The organism is Enterobacter cloacae complex sp. P13B, from assembly GCF_014895915.1.
GTDB classification, from domain to species: domain Bacteria; phylum Pseudomonadota; class Gammaproteobacteria; order Enterobacterales; family Enterobacteriaceae; genus Enterobacter; species Enterobacter bugandensis.
Genome location: NZ_JADBQN010000014.1, coordinates 1 through 15,045, shown reverse-complemented (window position 1 = coordinate 15,045; position 15,045 = coordinate 1). Strand labels below are relative to the sequence as shown.

12 protein-coding genes are annotated in these 15,045 nt (G+C 57.4%); 9 read left to right on the top strand and 3 right to left on the bottom strand.

All coding sequences use genetic code 11. From position 1 onward, the window contains the following. Nucleotides 1-45 precede the first annotated feature (45 nt). Nucleotides 46-762: a ribonuclease PH gene (rph, locus tag IM273_RS07720; protein WP_010426431.1), complete on the bottom strand. Its 717-nt coding sequence runs from the start codon at nt 760-762 to the stop codon at nt 46-48. A gap of 125 nt (nt 763-887) precedes the next feature. On the opposite strand from rph, the gene IM273_RS07715 reads away from it, so the two are divergent. Continuing rightward, complete coding sequence (locus IM273_RS07715; protein WP_193051570.1) at nt 888-1,751, top strand: YicC/YloC family endoribonuclease; 864 nt, start codon at nt 888-890, stop codon at nt 1,749-1,751. 206 nt (nt 1,752-1,957) lie between these two features. Continuing rightward, a complete protein-coding gene (locus IM273_RS07710) occupies nt 1,958-2,575 on the top strand; it encodes a trimeric intracellular cation channel family protein (RefSeq protein ID WP_023334014.1) in 618 nt (205 codons plus the stop codon). A gap of 2 nt (nt 2,576-2,577) precedes the next feature. Here IM273_RS07710 and ligB read toward each other — a convergent pair whose 3' ends face one another. Continuing rightward, a complete protein-coding gene (gene ligB, locus IM273_RS07705) occupies nt 2,578-4,248 on the bottom strand; it encodes an NAD-dependent DNA ligase LigB (protein WP_193051569.1) in 1,671 nt (556 codons plus the stop codon). A 251-nt stretch (nt 4,249-4,499) separates the two neighbouring features. Between ligB and gmk the strand changes: the two genes are divergently transcribed. From gmk to recG, 5 genes are read left to right on the top strand one after another with little or no spacing between them, the layout of a single operon-like run. Further along, nucleotides 4,500-5,123, top strand: a complete 624-nt coding sequence (gene gmk / locus IM273_RS07700; protein WP_010426438.1) for a guanylate kinase — start codon at nt 4,500-4,502, stop codon at nt 5,121-5,123. A 54-nt stretch (nt 5,124-5,177) separates the two neighbouring features. Further along, nucleotides 5,178-5,453: a DNA-directed RNA polymerase subunit omega gene (gene rpoZ, locus IM273_RS07695; RefSeq protein WP_000135058.1), complete on the top strand. Its 276-nt coding sequence runs from the start codon at nt 5,178-5,180 to the stop codon at nt 5,451-5,453. Between the two features lie 19 nt (nt 5,454-5,472). After that, nucleotides 5,473-7,587, top strand: coding sequence for a bifunctional GTP diphosphokinase/guanosine-3',5'-bis pyrophosphate 3'-pyrophosphohydrolase (spoT, locus tag IM273_RS07690; protein ID WP_045630233.1), 2,115 nt, complete (start codon nt 5,473-5,475; stop codon nt 7,585-7,587). 4 nt (nt 7,588-7,591) lie between these two features. Then, nucleotides 7,592-8,281, top strand: coding sequence for a tRNA (guanosine(18)-2'-O)-methyltransferase TrmH (trmH, locus tag IM273_RS07685; protein WP_028015010.1), 690 nt, complete (start codon nt 7,592-7,594; stop codon nt 8,279-8,281). 3 nt (nt 8,282-8,284) lie between these two features. Next, nucleotides 8,285-10,366 carry an ATP-dependent DNA helicase RecG gene (gene recG / locus IM273_RS07680; protein WP_063437255.1) on the top strand — a complete coding sequence of 694 codons (2,082 nt, stop codon included), beginning with the start codon at nt 8,285-8,287 and terminating at the stop codon, nt 10,364-10,366. Between the two features lie 2 nt (nt 10,367-10,368). On the opposite strand, the gene gltS is transcribed toward recG, so the two are convergent. Continuing rightward, nucleotides 10,369-11,571, bottom strand: a complete 1,203-nt coding sequence (gene gltS / locus IM273_RS07675) for a sodium/glutamate symporter (RefSeq protein ID WP_047366905.1) — start codon at nt 11,569-11,571, stop codon at nt 10,369-10,371. A 225-nt stretch (nt 11,572-11,796) separates the two neighbouring features. Here gltS and xanP point away from each other — a divergent pair, with 225 nt between their 5' ends. Both xanP and IM273_RS07665 read left to right on the top strand, forming a co-directional pair. After that, nucleotides 11,797-13,188, top strand: coding sequence for a xanthine/proton symporter XanP (xanP, locus tag IM273_RS07670; protein ID WP_014881972.1), 1,392 nt, complete (start codon nt 11,797-11,799; stop codon nt 13,186-13,188). 119 nt (nt 13,189-13,307) lie between these two features. Further along, complete coding sequence (locus IM273_RS07665) at nt 13,308-14,996, top strand: AsmA family protein (protein ID WP_193051568.1); 1,689 nt, start codon at nt 13,308-13,310, stop codon at nt 14,994-14,996. The last annotated feature ends 49 nt before the right edge of the window (nt 14,997-15,045 follow it).

Below are 15,045 nucleotides of genomic sequence, written 5' to 3'. Positions count from 1 at the left end.
TGTCTTACAGGCAAAAAAAAGGCGACTCATTGGTCGCCTTTAAAATCAATTTTCTAACGCCGCTTTTTGCGTCGTAACAATGGATTCGATTCCCCCTCGGGCCAACGCCAGCAGGGAGAGAAGTTCTTCATGGGTGAACGGCTCACCTTCCGCCGTCCCCTGCACCTCAATGATACGACCATCTTCGGTCATCACCACGTTCATGTCGGTCTCGGCGGCAGAATCTTCAACATATTCCAGATCGCAAAGCGCTTCACCGTTAACGATCCCCACGGAAACCGCCGCGACCATCCCTTTCATAGGGTTGGTTTTCAGCTTACCGGCTGCAACCAGCTTGTTGAGGGCATCGGCCAGCGCCACACAGGCACCGGTAATGGACGCGGTACGCGTGCCGCCATCTGCCTGAATCACGTCGCAGTCCAGGGTAATAGTGAATTCACCGAGGATTTTCAGATCAACGGCGGCGCGCAGCGCACGTGCGATCAGGCGCTGGATTTCCATGGTACGTCCACCCTGCTTGCCCTTTGCCGCTTCACGGGCGTTACGGGTATGGGTCGCGCGCGGCAGCATGCCGTACTCGGCGGTGATCCAGCCCTGGCCCTGACCTTTCAGAAAGCGCGGAACACCTTCTTCGATGGACGCGGTGCAAAGCACTTTGGTGTCACCAAACTCAACCAGCACGGAGCCTTCAGCGTGTTTTGTATAGTTACGGGTCAGGGTGACGGGACGCACCTGATTGGCGCTACGACCTGATGGACGCATGATGGATTCTCCGGCTTGAAACGAATGTGGCTGCGCATTATACGGATAAAGGACGCTTATTCCTATCCTGAGAAGCCCCCGAAAGCTATAATCCCCCCATCTCTCCTTTAAAAACGGGAATGTCTATGATCCGCAGTATGACCGCCTACGCCCGGCGTGAAATCAAGGGTAGCTGGGGTAGCGCTACCTGGGAAATGCGTTCGGTAAACCAGCGCTATCTGGAAACATATTTCCGTATGCCGGAACAGTTCCGCAGCCTTGAACCTGTAGTGCGCGAGCGTATCCGTACGCGTCTGACCCGCGGGAAAGTGGAATGCAACCTGCGCTTTGAGCCCGATGCCAGCGCACAGGGCGAGCTGATCCTCAATGAAAAACTGGCGAAACAGCTCGTTAATGCGGCGAACTGGGTCAAAATGCAGAGCGATGAAGGCGAAATCAACCCGGTTGATATTCTGCGCTGGCCTGGCGTCATGGCCGCCGGCGAGCAGGATCTGGACGCGATTGCCGCAGAAATTCTGGCAGCCCTCGACGGCACGCTGGATGACTTTATCGTTGCCCGCGAAACCGAAGGTCAGGCGCTGAAAGCGATGATTGAGCAGCGCCTTGAAGGCGTCAGCGCTGAAGTGGCGGAGGTTCGCGCCCATATGCCGGAAGTGCTGCAATGGCAGCGCGAGCGTCTGGTCGCCAAGCTGGAAGAAGCGGAAGTTCAGCTGGAAAACACCCGTCTGGAACAAGAGCTGGTGCTGATGGCGCAGCGTATCGATGTTGCTGAAGAGCTGGATCGTCTGGAAGCGCACGTGAAAGAGACCTATAACATCCTGAAGAAGAAGGAAGCTGTAGGCCGCCGCCTGGACTTTATGATGCAGGAGTTCAACCGCGAGTCGAACACTTTGGCGTCTAAGTCTATCAACGCTGAAGTGACCAACTCAGCGATTGAACTCAAGGTTCTGATTGAGCAGATGCGCGAGCAGATCCAGAATATTGAGTAATCGCTTTTTGGATGGCGTCGGCTGACGCCATCCATTATTATTTCTAATCCGAATTCCCGTCTCTTTTCAAATTCAGCAGCCAAGAATCAAAGATATTCAACATGTATTGATTAAATTTTATAGGTGAAACCCAATCGCCTTAGAAAATCTCAATCGTGATCTTGCGCACAAATCGCTAACCTTTCCGCGTTCACACCGGAGGGTATATGCTGCTTCACATTCTTTATCTTATTGGTATCACCGCTGAAGCCATGACTGGCGCTCTCGCCGCCGGGCGTCGCCGGATGGACACCTTCGGCGTGATCATTATTGCCACTGCAACCGCCCTGGGCGGCGGTTCCGTGCGCGATATCCTGCTTGGCCATTACCCGCTCGGCTGGGTGAAACATCCTGAGTATGTGATTATCGTCGCAACGGCTGCCGTATTAACCACCATAGTGGCACCCGTTATGCCCCATCTGCGCCGCCTGTTCCTGGTGCTTGACGCGCTGGGGCTGATCGTCTTTTCTATCATCGGCGCGCAAATCGCGCTCGATATGGGGGAAGGCCCGGTTATCGCCACCATTGCTGCCGTGGTGACGGGCGTTTTCGGCGGCGTGCTGCGCGATATGTTCTGCAAGCGCATTCCTCTGGTCTTCCAAAAAGAGCTGTATGCCGGCATCTCCTTCGCCGCAGCGGTGCTCTACATTGCCCTGCAGCATTACGTTTCAAACCACGACGTGGTGGTCATCTCAACGCTGCTGTTTGGCTTTACGGCCCGCATGCTGGCGCTGCGTCTGAAGCTCGGATTGCCCGTGTTTCACTATAAGCACAGCGCCCATTGATCTCAGAACCCATTGATGTGCTGCTGAGCAAGCCACCTGACCAGCACATCGATCTCTGGCGCGTGCAGCCAGGCAACGATTTGCCGCGCCGTCTCCGCACCCGTACCCGGCAAGGCCTGCCAGGCCTTTTCACTGCGTTCGCTCATCTTTTGCCACGACACATCTTCCAACGCCTTCAGCGAGGCCTGTGGCAGCGGAACACCCAGCGCCATAATCCAGCGGATAAAAGGCTGCTCATGCACCTGATTAAAGCGATGCCAGAGCGCCAGCCCGCGTGCGGCAGAGAATCCCGGCGTCGACTGCAGCTGCTCCTGCGTTAATAGCAGCCACGAAAAGAGATGTTCAAAATGATGCGCCTGCCAGAGTGTGCGCCAGCCTGACTCACCTAATCCTTCAATGTTGAATACCTGCTTTGAACTGAGCCACGTCAGCCGGGCAAAGAACTGATCCATACACTCCGGCGAGGCATAAAAGCAACTCAGGGAGTGATAACGCGAGGCCGGAGGCTCTGGTTTTTGTCTGTCCGCTCCTCGCCAGACCACCTTATCAAACCGGGGGATACCCTGCCCTGCCAGGCTGACCTGGATCTGATCGCCCGGGGCAATATCCAGCCTCTGCCAGCGCCCAACCGAACCGAGACTCACTCGCTGCACCCGTTTATCGTCCAACTGCACATGCTCAAGTGCCGCCACGACAGAAATTTTGCCCGTGCGCCCCACGGAAAAAAGAATATTCCTGACCTCTGCCACCTGTGCCGCAGGCGAATATTTCCACGCGATAATCCAGTTGCCTTCGCCGGGCAGCCAACTTTCCCCTGTAGGTGACTCCGCAGACCGAACCACTATGCCATCCGTGGCAAAGGGCAATGCCGTTTTTTGCCAGGCCAAACGCTGTTTTTCAACAGCATCAACCGCTTGTACGGGCAACGTATAGCGCGCCGTCAGGGAAAAGCCTGCGCTGGACAGCTCAGAAAGCCTGTTTTCCATTCCTTTCGGTCCATCCGGCCAGGCCCAGATAAATATTCCTGTCTGGCTCAGAAGCGCGTTGTCCTTTTGTCGCATCATCGCGCCCGCCACTTTTGCGCGAGCATTCATTCCGCCCATCTGCCGCTGGACGTGGTTTTCGCGTAGCCAGAAAAGCTCCCCCTGTAAGACGCTGTTTGCAAGCGCGCCGGATACCTCCTTGGGTACGGACGGGATCAAACGCACGCGGGCCGTCCAGTCCTCGCCTTTTAGCCCATTACCACGGCTGATGGCCCGCGCTAGCTTTCCGTTGCGATACACCAGCGTCACCGCCACGCCATCGACTTTTGGCTGCATCCAGAGATTTTTCCGGCCGTGCATCCAGTGACCCAGCGCTTCTTTGCTGGCTGCTTTACGTACCCCCGTATGGGCAACAGGATGTTTTACGTTTCCCTCCAGCGCAGGAAGGGCGCTATCAGCAAAATCGTTGCCGAAACAGCGCTGCCACTGGGTTAAACGGCCGTTGAGCTGGTCATACACTTCGTCACTGACCTCGCTCACCCCCAGCTTCCAGTAAGCCTCATCCCAGCGTTTGATTTGTGCGCTTAATGACGCAATCTCTTTTTCGGCTTTTGCCTGTGACCACACCGGGCACACCGCCGCCCCGTAACCACACCACAACAGCATTAACCCGCTTATCCACCGCCACATCGCTATCCCTCCTTTGCAATGCAGGAGGTATAACCTGACGTGAGAAACGACGCTAATAGCAACCTTTCACGTTGCGAGGCGCTATCCAGCGTTAATTTTTATTGCTGCAAACCGCAGGTAAAACCTGAAAACGGTACGCAAAATTCAATAATCCAGGGGAAAAAGTGTGACAAAGGCTACGTCACACAGCGGCGACGTGTATAATAAGCCCGTATGTAGGACTTCTTCGTTAACACATACAAAAGACTCTCATGGCTCAAGGCACGCTTTATATTGTTTCTGCCCCTAGCGGCGCGGGTAAATCCAGCCTTATTCAGGCACTGTTAAAAACCCAACCGTTGTACGACACACAGGTTTCTGTTTCTCACACCACGCGAGCGCCGCGTCCGGGTGAAGTGCACGGTGAACACTATTTCTTTGTGGATCACGACGAGTTCAGAGCGATGATCGGCAGAGATGCGTTTCTTGAACACGCAGAAGTGTTTGGTAACTACTACGGCACCTCGCGTGAAACCATTGAGCAGGTTCTGGCGACGGGCGTGAATGTGTTCCTCGACATCGACTGGCAGGGCGCACAGCAAATTCGCAAGAAAATGCCTGACTCGCGCAGTATCTTTATTTTACCGCCGTCGAAGGATGAGCTGGATCGCCGCCTGCGTGGCCGCGGTCAGGACAGTGAAGAAGTCATCGCAAAGCGTATGGAACAGGCAGTTGCAGAAATGAGCCATTACGCGGAATATGATTACCTTATTGTGAATGATGATTTTGATGCCGCGCTGAGCGATCTCAAAACCATTCTTCGCGCAGAACGACTGCGTATGAGCCGCCAGAAGCAGCGACATGACGCATTAATCACCAAACTGTTGGCAGACTGAACCCACTTTCAGTATCATGCCCAGTCATTTCTTCACCTGTGGAGCATTTTAAGTATGGCACGCGTAACTGTTCAGGACGCTGTAGAGAAAATTGGTAACCGTTTTGACCTGGTGCTGGTCGCCGCGCGTCGCGCTCGTCAGATGCAGGTGGGCGGTAAAGATCCGCTGGTACCGGAAGAAAACGATAAAACCACCGTTATTGCACTTCGCGAAATCGAAGAAGGTCTGATCAACAACCAGATCCTCGACGTGCGTGAGCGCCAGGAGCAGCAAGAGCAGGAAGCCGCAGAACTGCAGGCCGTAACCGCCATTGCTGAAGGTCGTCGTTAATTAAACCTGCGGGTCGCCCTTGTATCTGTTTGAAAGCCTGAATCAACTGATTCAAATCTACCTGCCTGAAGACCAGATTAAGCGTCTTCAGCAGGCGTATCTCGTTGCACGTGACGCTCACGAGGGCCAGACACGTTCAAGCGGTGAACCCTACATCACCCACCCAGTTGCGGTAGCCTGTATTCTGGCCGAGATGAAACTCGACTACGAAACGCTGATGGCCGCCCTGCTGCACGACGTGATCGAAGATACCCCTGCCACCTACCAGGATATGGAACAGCTGTTTGGCAAAAGCGTTGCCGAGCTGGTGGAAGGGGTCTCTAAGCTTGATAAGCTGAAATTCCGCGACAAGAAAGAGGCGCAAGCCGAAAACTTCCGCAAGATGATTATGGCGATGGTGCAGGATATCCGCGTCATTCTCATCAAACTCGCTGACCGTACCCACAACATGCGCACGCTGGGCTCACTTCGCCCGGATAAACGTCGCCGCATTGCCCGTGAAACCCTCGAAATTTACAGTCCGCTGGCGCACCGTTTAGGTATCCACCACATCAAAACCGAGCTGGAAGAGCTGGGCTTTGAAGCGTTGTACCCGAACCGCTATCGCGTGATTAAAGAGGTGGTGAAAGCCGCACGCGGTAACCGTAAAGAGATGATTCAAAAGATCCTCTCTGAAATTGAAGGGCGTTTGCAGGAAGCGGGAATCCCGTGCCGCGTCAGCGGTCGCGAAAAACATCTTTACTCCATCTACTGCAAAATGGTGCTCAAAGAGCAGCGTTTTCACTCGATCATGGATATCTACGCGTTCCGCGTAATCGTCCACGACTCTGACACCTGCTACCGCGTGCTGGGGCAGATGCACAGCCTCTATAAACCGCGCCCGGGGCGCATGAAAGATTACATCGCCATTCCGAAAGCGAACGGCTATCAATCTTTGCATACCTCGATGATCGGTCCGCACGGCGTGCCTGTTGAAGTGCAGATCCGCACCGAAGACATGGACCAGATGGCAGAGATGGGTGTAGCCGCACACTGGGCTTACAAAGAGCACGGTGGCGAAAGCAGCACCACCGCGCAAATCCGCGCCCAGCGCTGGATGCAGAGCCTGCTGGAGCTTCAGCAGAGTGCGGGTAGCTCGTTCGAATTTATCGAGAGCGTTAAATCCGATCTCTTCCCGGATGAGATTTACGTTTTCACCCCAGAAGGCCGCATTGTCGAACTGCCTGCGGGCGCAACGCCGGTCGACTTCGCCTACGCCGTGCATACCGATATCGGGCACGCCTGCGTGGGCGCGCGCGTCGACAGACAGCCTTACCCGCTGTCTCAACCGCTCTCCAGCGGCCAGACGGTCGAAATTATTACCGCGCCGGGCGCACGTCCGAACGCGGCCTGGCTGAACTTTGTCGTGAGTTCCAAAGCGCGCGCCAAAATTCGTCAGCTGTTGAAAAACCTCAAGCGCGATGACTCCGTGAGCCTGGGGCGTCGCCTGCTCAACCACGCGTTGGGCGGCAGCCGCAAGCTGGCTGAGATCCCACCGGAGCATATTCAGCGTGAACTCGACCGTATGAAGCTCACGTCTCTGGACGATCTGCTGGCGGAAATTGGTCTGGGTAACGCGATGAGCGTCGTGGTGGCGAAAAACCTGCAGCAGGGCGAAGCGACGCCATCTGCTCCAGGCGCATCCGGCCATGCTCATCTGCCGATCAAAGGCGCGGACGGGGTGCTGATCACCTTCGCAAAATGTTGCCGTCCAATCCCTGGGGACCCGATTATTGCGCACGTCAGTCCGGGCAAAGGGCTGGTTATCCACCATGAATCCTGTCGTAACATTCGCGGCTACCAGAAAGAAGCCGAGAAGTTTATGGCGGTCGAGTGGGATAAAGAGACGGCGCAGGAATTTATCACCGAAATTAAGGTGGATATGTTCAACCACCAGGGTGCCCTGGCGAACCTGACGGCAGCCATCAACACGGCCTCGTCCAACATTCAGAGCCTGAATACGGAAGAAAAAGACGGCCGCGTCTATAGCGCCTTTATCCGTCTGACCGCTCGCGACCGCGTGCATCTGGCGAACATTATGCGCAAGATCCGCGTCATGCCGGACGTGATTAAAGTCACCCGAAACCGAAACTAGGTTTATGAATTCACAACGTTATGCCCGTATCTGCGAAATGCTTGCCAGACGCCAGCCTGACCTGACGGTCTGCATGGAGCAGGTGCATAAACCTCATAACGTCTCTGCCATCGTCCGTACCGCAGATGCCGTCGGCGTGCATGAAGTGCACGCCGTCTGGCCGGGTCACCGGATGCGAACCATGGTCTCTGCTGCGGCAGGCAGTAACAGCTGGGTATCCGTCAAATCTCACCAGACGATTGGCGATGCCGTATCGCATCTGAAAGGACGCGGGATGCAGATCCTGGCGACAAACCTGTCCGATAAGGCCGTGGATTTCCGCGAGATCGACTATACCCGCCCGACCTGCATTTTGATGGGTCAGGAGAAAACCGGGATCTCCCAGGAAGCGCTGGATCTGGCGGATCGGGACATCATCATTCCGATGATCGGCATGGTCCAGTCCCTTAACGTCTCCGTGGCATCCGCGCTCATTCTGTATGAAGCGCAGCGCCAGCGTCAGAACGCCGGGATGTACGAGCGCAGCAACAGCATGCTGCCGGAAGAAGAACAGCAGCGCCTGCTGTTTGAAGGTGGCTATCCGGTGCTGGCACGCGTTGCGAAGCAGAAAAAATTGCCTTACCCCCACGTCAACGCGCAGGGCGAAATTGAAGCCGATGCCGAGTGGTGGGCCACTATGCAGTACGCCGGGTAACCGATGAAAGGCCGCCTGCTGGATGCTATCCCGCTCAACAGCCTGACGGGCGTGGGCGCGGCGCAAAGCAATAAGCTGGCAAAAATTGGCCTGCACACCGTGCAGGATCTCCTGCTTCACCTCCCCCTGCGTTACGAAGACCGCACTCAGCTCTACAAGATTGGCGATCTGCTTCCCGCCATTTACGCCACCGTTGAAGGCGAAGTCCTGAACTGCAACATCTCTTTCGGCGGACGCCGGATGATGACCTGTCAGATCAGCGACGGCACCGGCATCCTCACCATGCGTTTCTTCAACTTCAGCGCGGCGATGAAGAACAGTCTGGCGACCGGCCGTAGGGTGCTGGCCTATGGCGAAGCTAAACGCGGGAAATACGGCGCAGAGATGATCCACCCGGAGTACCGCGTGCAGGGCGATCTCAGCACGCCGGAACTGCAGGAGACGCTCACTCCGGTTTACCCGACGACCGAAGGCATTAAGCAGGCGACGCTGCGTAAGCTCACCGATCAGGCCCTGGAGCTGCTGGATACCTGCGCCATTACCGAGCTGCTGCCGCCAGAACTGGCTCAGGGGATGATGAGCCTGCCCGAGGCGCTGCGCACCCTGCACCGCCCGCCGCCAACGCTGCAGCTCAGCGATTTAGAAAGCGGTAAACACCCCGCCCAACGGCGTCTTATCCTTGAGGAATTACTGGCGCATAACCTGAGCATGCTGGCGCTGCGCGCTGGCGCGCAGCGTTTCCACGCTCAGCCGTTAAGCCCGAATGATGTGCTCAAAGATAAGCTGCTGGCCTCGCTGCCCTTTAAGCCCACCGGCGCGCAGGCGCGCGTCACCGCCGAGATTGAGCGCGACATGGCGCTCGACGTGCCGATGATGCGCCTGGTGCAGGGCGACGTAGGTTCAGGTAAAACGCTGGTTGCCGCCCTGGCCGCGTTACGCGCCATCGCCCACGGCAAACAGGTCGCCCTGATGGCACCGACAGAGCTGCTGGCCGAGCAGCACGCCAATAATTTCCGCGCCTGGTTCGCACCGCTCGGGATTGAGGTGGGCTGGCTCGCCGGAAAGCAAAAAGGCAAAGCGCGTCTTGCGCAGCAGGAAGCCATCGCCAGCGGCCAGGTGCAGATGATTGTCGGCACACACGCTATCTTTCAGGAGCAGGTGCAGTTTAACGGCCTCGCGCTGGTGATTATCGACGAGCAGCACCGCTTCGGCGTGCATCAGCGTCTGGCGCTGTGGGAAAAAGGGCTGCAGCAGGGCTTCCACCCGCATCAGCTGATCATGACCGCCACGCCGATCCCGCGTACCCTGGCGATGACCGCCTACGCCGATCTGGATACCTCTACCATCGACGAACTGCCGCCGGGCCGAACGCCGGTGACGACGGTCGCCATACCGGATACGCGCCGCAGCGACATCATTGACCGCGTGCGCAACGCCTGCACCCATGAAGGGCGCCAGGCCTACTGGGTCTGTACCCTGATAGAAGAGTCTGAACTGCTGGAAGCCCAGGCCGCCGAAGCGACGTGGGAAGAGCTCAAGCTGGCACTGCCCGAGCTGAACGTTGGCCTGGTTCACGGCCGCATGAAGCCTGCCGAGAAGCAGGCGGTGATGCAATCCTTCAAACAGGGGGAACTGCATTTGCTGGTCGCGACGACGGTCATTGAAGTGGGCGTTGACGTACCCAACTCCAGCCTGATGATTATCGAAAACCCGGAACGTCTGGGGCTTGCCCAGCTCCACCAGCTGCGCGGGCGCGTTGGCCGCGGCGCGGTAGCATCTCACTGCGTTCTGCTTTACAAAGCCCCTCTCTCGAAAACCGCCCAGATGCGACTGCAGGTGCTGCGCGATAGCAACGACGGCTTTGTGATTGCGCAAAAAGACCTGGAGATACGCGGCCCGGGCGAACTACTGGGCACGCGCCAGACGGGAAATGCTGAATTCAAAGTGGCGGATTTACTGCGCGATCAGGCCATGATCCCGGAAGTTCAGCGCCTTGCGCGCCATATTCATGAACGCTACCCCGAACAGGCGGCAGCGTTAATTGAGCGCTGGATGCCGGAAACCGAACGGTATTCCAACGCCTGATCTCAGGCAAATATCGGCAGCATCAGGTACAGCTTGATCACCAGCGCGTTGACGATATCAATGAAGAATGCGCCGACCATCGGGACCACCAGAAACGCCATATGCGATGGCCCGAACCGTTCAGTGATCGCCTGCATGTTGGCGATAGCCGTTGGGGTAGCCCCCAGACCAAACCCGCAGTGACCAGCCGCCAGCACCGCCGCATCATAGTTTTTCCCCATCATGCGCCAGGTCACGAACATGGCATAAAGAGCCATAAACAGTGCCTGCACCGCCAGAATCGCCACCATCGGCAGCGCCAGCGAGGCCAGCTCCCACAGCTTCAGGCTCATCAGCGCCATCGCCAGGAACAGCGACAGACAGACGTTGCCGAGCACCGATACCGCCCGTTCAAACACGCGGTAGAAGCCCATCAGCGCCAGACCGTTGCTCAGGATCACCCCGATAAACAGCACGCAGACAAAGGTCGGCAATTCAAACGCCGTTCCCGCCAGCCATTGCGCAACCACTTTGCCCACGGTCAGGCAGATGGCAATCATCGCGATGGTTTCAATCATCACCAGCGAGGTGATGCTGCGTCCAACGTCCGGTTTTTCAAACGCGGTCGGCACCATTTCATCGTCCGGTCTGCCATTCGGCGTGGTGGAGTGCTTCACCAGATAACGCGCTACCGGGCCGCCAATCAGGCCACCCAGTACCAGGCCAAAGGTCGCGCAGGCCATCGCCACTTCCGTCGCGTTTTCAAAACCGTAGCGTTCGATGAACAGCTTGCTCCACGCCGCGCCGGTGCCGTGACCGCCCGAAAGGGTAATCGACCCCGCCAGCAGCCCCATCAGCGGATCCAGCCCCAGCAGCGTTGCCATACCGATGCCAATGGCGTTCTGCATCAGCAGCAGCCCCACCACCACAATCAGGAATACGCCGAGCACCTTACCGCCCGAGCGCAGGCTCGCCAGGTTGGCGTTCAGGCCGATAGTGGCAAAGAAAGCCAGCATCAGCGGGTCTTTCAGGGACATATCAAAATCAATTTCCCAGCCCATGCTTTTTTTCAGTATCAGCAAGGCCAGCGCCACCAGCAGACCGCCGGCGACAGGTTCAGGAATAGTGTATTTTTTCAGAAAGGAAACGCTGTGGACCAGCTTGCGACCAAGCAGAAGAACCAGCGTTGCGGCAACAAGGGTCGACAACGTATCGAGATGAATCATAAAAGGCTCCTGTTATGCGCGTATTCCATACACACGCGGCGTTATCCTGGGCCGGTTTGCGCTCGTCATGAGCCCCCGGCGCAAAAAGTGTAATTTTTTTTTCCGATAGGTTGTAAAAAACCTGCTCACAGCGGCAGATTTTCTTCCTTTTTTTTGCTGGCAATCGTTTGCTTTTACCAGGTGGTCAGATAAAATGCCCGCTTTTCCACCGTGGGATTGCCGCCGATGTCCGTTAACACCATAGAATCGCCAGATGCGCAACCGATTGCGCAGAAGCAAAATAGCGAACTGATTTACCGCCTTGAAGACCGACCGCCGCTGCCGCAGACGCTTTTTGCCGCCTGCCAGCATCTTCTGGCGATGTTTGTTGCGGTGATCACCCCGGCGCTGCTGATTTGCCAGGCGCTCGGCTTACCGGCGCAGGACACACAGCACATTATCAGTATGTCTCTGTTCGCCTCCGGCGTGGCCTCCATTATTCAAATTAAAGCCTGGGGCCCGGTGGGGTCTGGGCTACTGTCGATTCAGGGCACCAGCTTTAACTTCGTGGCGCCGCTGATCATGGGCGGTACGGCGCTGAAAACCGGCGGTGCGGATGTTCCGACCATGATGGCGGCGCTGTTCGGCACGCTGATGCTGGCAAGCTGCACAGAGATGGTCATCTCCCGCGTGCTGCACCTGGCTCGCCGTGTGATCACCCCGCTGGTTTCCGGCGTGGTGGTGATGATTATCGGCCTGTCGCTGATTCAGGTGGGCCTCACCTCCATCGGTGGCGGCTACGCGGCAATGAGCGACCACACCTTCGGCGCGCCGAAAAACCTGCTGCTGGCGGGCGTGGTGCTGGCGATCATTATTTTGCTTAACCGTCAGCGTAACCCTTACCTGCGCGTGGCCTCGCTGGTGATCGCCATGGCGGCGGGCTATCTGCTGGCGTGGGCGCTGGGGATGCTGCCGGAGAACACCGCGCCGACCAACAGCGCGCTAATCACCGTCCCAACGCCGCTTTATTACGGCCTGGGCATAGACTGGGGTCTGCTCCTGCCGCTGATGCTGGTCTTTATGATTACTTCTCTGGAGACCATCGGTGATATCACCGCTACCTCCGACGTCTCTGAGCAGCCGGTTTCCGGCCCGCTGTACATGAAGCGTCTGAAAGGCGGCGTGCTGGCGAACGGCCTGAACTCGTTTGTCTCTGCGGTATTCAACACCTTCCCGAACTCCTGCTTCGGCCAGAACAACGGTGTGATCCAGCTGACCGGCGTGGCCAGCCGCTACGTTGGTTTCGTGGTGGCGCTGATGCTGATCGTCCTCGGCCTGTTCCCGGCGGTGAGCGGCTTTGTGCAGCACATTCCTGAGCCGGTGCTGGGCGGCGCAACGCTGGTGATGTTTGGGACTATCGCGGCCTCCGGCGTGCGTATCGTCTCCCGCGAGCCGCTGAACCGTCGCGCGATCATGATTATCGCGCTGTCGCTGGCCGTTGGTCTGGGTGTTTCCCAGCAGCCGCTGATCCTGCAGTTTGCGCCGGACTGGGTTAAAAACCTGCTCTCTTCCGGCATTGCCGCGGGCGGTATCACCGCTATCGTGCTGAACCTCGTTTTCCCGCCTGAGAAGAACTGATCTCCCTCACGGCAGGCAGTCAATGCCTGCCGTGACATCTAATTACACCATTCCCGCCTTGAGCATTGCGCATAAATCGTGCATAACTCCCTTATGTTCGTTTCGCGGGATGGAAGACCATGAAATTTATTGGAAAGCTACTCGTCTATCTGCTGATAGCCCTGCTTATTGTGCTGCTGGCGCTCTATATTTTGCTCCAGACCCGCTGGGGCGCGGCGCAAGTCAGCAGCTGGATTACGGTGAATACCGACTACGAACTCAGTTTCGACAAGATGAATCACCGCTTTTCATCGCCTTCCCACCTCATTCTGGAAAATGTCACCTTTGGGCGGGACGGTAAACCCGCCACATTAGTTGCCAAAAAAGTCGATATTGGCCTGAGCAGCCGTCAGATCACCGCTCCGCTGCACATGGGCACTATCACCCTGTTCGACGGCACGCTGAATCTCTCGCCTCAAACAGCACCGCTGCCCTTCCAGGCCGATCGTCTGCAGCTGAACAACATGGCCTTTAACAGCCCGAATACTGAATGGGATCTGAGCGCACAGAAGGTCACGGGCGGCGTCAGCCCATGGCAGCCAGAAGCCGGGAACGTGCTGGGTAAAAACGCGAAGATTCAGATGAGCGCCGGCTCGCTGACCCTGAACGGCGTACCGGCCACCAACGTGCTAATCGACGGCCAGTTGAACGGCAAGGAGGTGGTGCTGAACACTATTGGTGCCGATATGGCCCGTGGCTCGCTCACCGGCTCCGCCCTGCGTAACGCTGACGGAAGCTGGATAATCGACACCATGCGCCTGAACGAGATCCGCCTGCAGAGCGACAAAACGCTGAAGGCGTTCTTCGCGCCGCTGGCTACCATCCCCTCCCTGCAAATTGGCCGTCTGGAGGTCACCGATGCCCGCCTGCAAGGCCCGGACTGGGCGGTGACCGATCTCGACTTAAGCCTGCGCAACCTGACTCTCAGCAAAGGCGACTGGCAGAGCCAGGAAGGTCGCCTGTCCATGAACGCCAGCGAGTTTATCTTCGGCTCGCTGCATCTGTTTGACCCGATCCTGAATGCGGAGTTTTCCCCGCAGGGCATAGCGCTGCGTCAGTTCACCTCGCGCTGGGAAGGCGGTATGGTGCGCACGTCCGGCAACTGGCTGCGCGACGGTAAAGCGCTGGTTTTGGACGATGTTGCCATCGCCGGGCTGGAGTACACCCTTCCTGAAAACTGGAAAACGCTGTGGATGGAGCCGCTGCCGGAATGGATGAACAGCGTCACGCTGCAAAAATTTGGCCTGAGCCGCAACCTGGTGATCGACATCGATCCCGCCTTCCCGTGGCAGATCACCTCCCTGGACGGCTACGGCGCAAACCTGCAGCTGGCGAAAGATCGCCAGTGGGGCGTCTGGGGCGGCAGCGCAACATTAAACGGCGCGGCGGCGACCTTTAACCGCGTGGACGTGCGCCGTCCGTCGCTGGCGCTGAATGCCAACGCCGCCACGGTGAACATTAGCGACCTGAGCGCCTTTACCGAGAAAGGTATTCTGGAAGCCACGGCGACGGTTTCACAACTCCCGCAGCGGCAGACCACGGTGAGCCTGAACGGGCGCGGCGTACCGCTCAACGTGCTGCAGCAGTGGGGCTGGCCTGCGTTACCGATTACGGGCGACGGCAATATTCAGATGACCGCCAGCGGCAGCGTGCAGGCGAATGCCCCACTGAAGCCAACGGTGAATGGGAAGCTGAGCGCGGTAAATATGGATAAGCAGCAGGTTGAGCAGACGATGACGGGCGGCGTGGTTGCAACGCCTGTGCAATAAAGTTTTTGATGTTTGTTCCCTCTCCCTGTGGGCTGAGGAATCCCCATAA

Excerpts from the sequence above, each read along its gene's own strand:
- rph (WP_010426431.1), bottom strand. The coding sequence starts at position 762 with ATGCGTCCATCAGGTCGTAGCGCCAATCAGGTGCGTCCCGTCACCCTG.
- IM273_RS07715 (WP_193051570.1), top strand. The coding sequence starts at position 888 with ATGATCCGCAGTATGACCGCCTACGCCCGGCGTGAAATCAAGGGTAGC.
- IM273_RS07710 (WP_023334014.1), top strand. The coding sequence starts at position 1,958 with ATGCTGCTTCACATTCTTTATCTTATTGGTATCACCGCTGAAGCCATG.
- ligB (WP_193051569.1), bottom strand. The coding sequence starts at position 4,248 with ATGTGGCGGTGGATAAGCGGGTTAATGCTGTTGTGGTGTGGTTACGGG.
- gmk (WP_010426438.1), top strand. The coding sequence starts at position 4,500 with ATGGCTCAAGGCACGCTTTATATTGTTTCTGCCCCTAGCGGCGCGGGT.
- rpoZ (WP_000135058.1), top strand. The coding sequence starts at position 5,178 with ATGGCACGCGTAACTGTTCAGGACGCTGTAGAGAAAATTGGTAACCGT.
- trmH (WP_028015010.1), top strand. The coding sequence starts at position 7,592 with ATGAATTCACAACGTTATGCCCGTATCTGCGAAATGCTTGCCAGACGC.
- recG (WP_063437255.1), top strand. The coding sequence starts at position 8,285 with ATGAAAGGCCGCCTGCTGGATGCTATCCCGCTCAACAGCCTGACGGGC.
- gltS (WP_047366905.1), bottom strand. The coding sequence starts at position 11,571 with ATGATTCATCTCGATACGTTGTCGACCCTTGTTGCCGCAACGCTGGTT.
- xanP (WP_014881972.1), top strand. The coding sequence starts at position 11,797 with ATGTCCGTTAACACCATAGAATCGCCAGATGCGCAACCGATTGCGCAG.
- IM273_RS07665 (WP_193051568.1), top strand. The coding sequence starts at position 13,308 with ATGAAATTTATTGGAAAGCTACTCGTCTATCTGCTGATAGCCCTGCTT.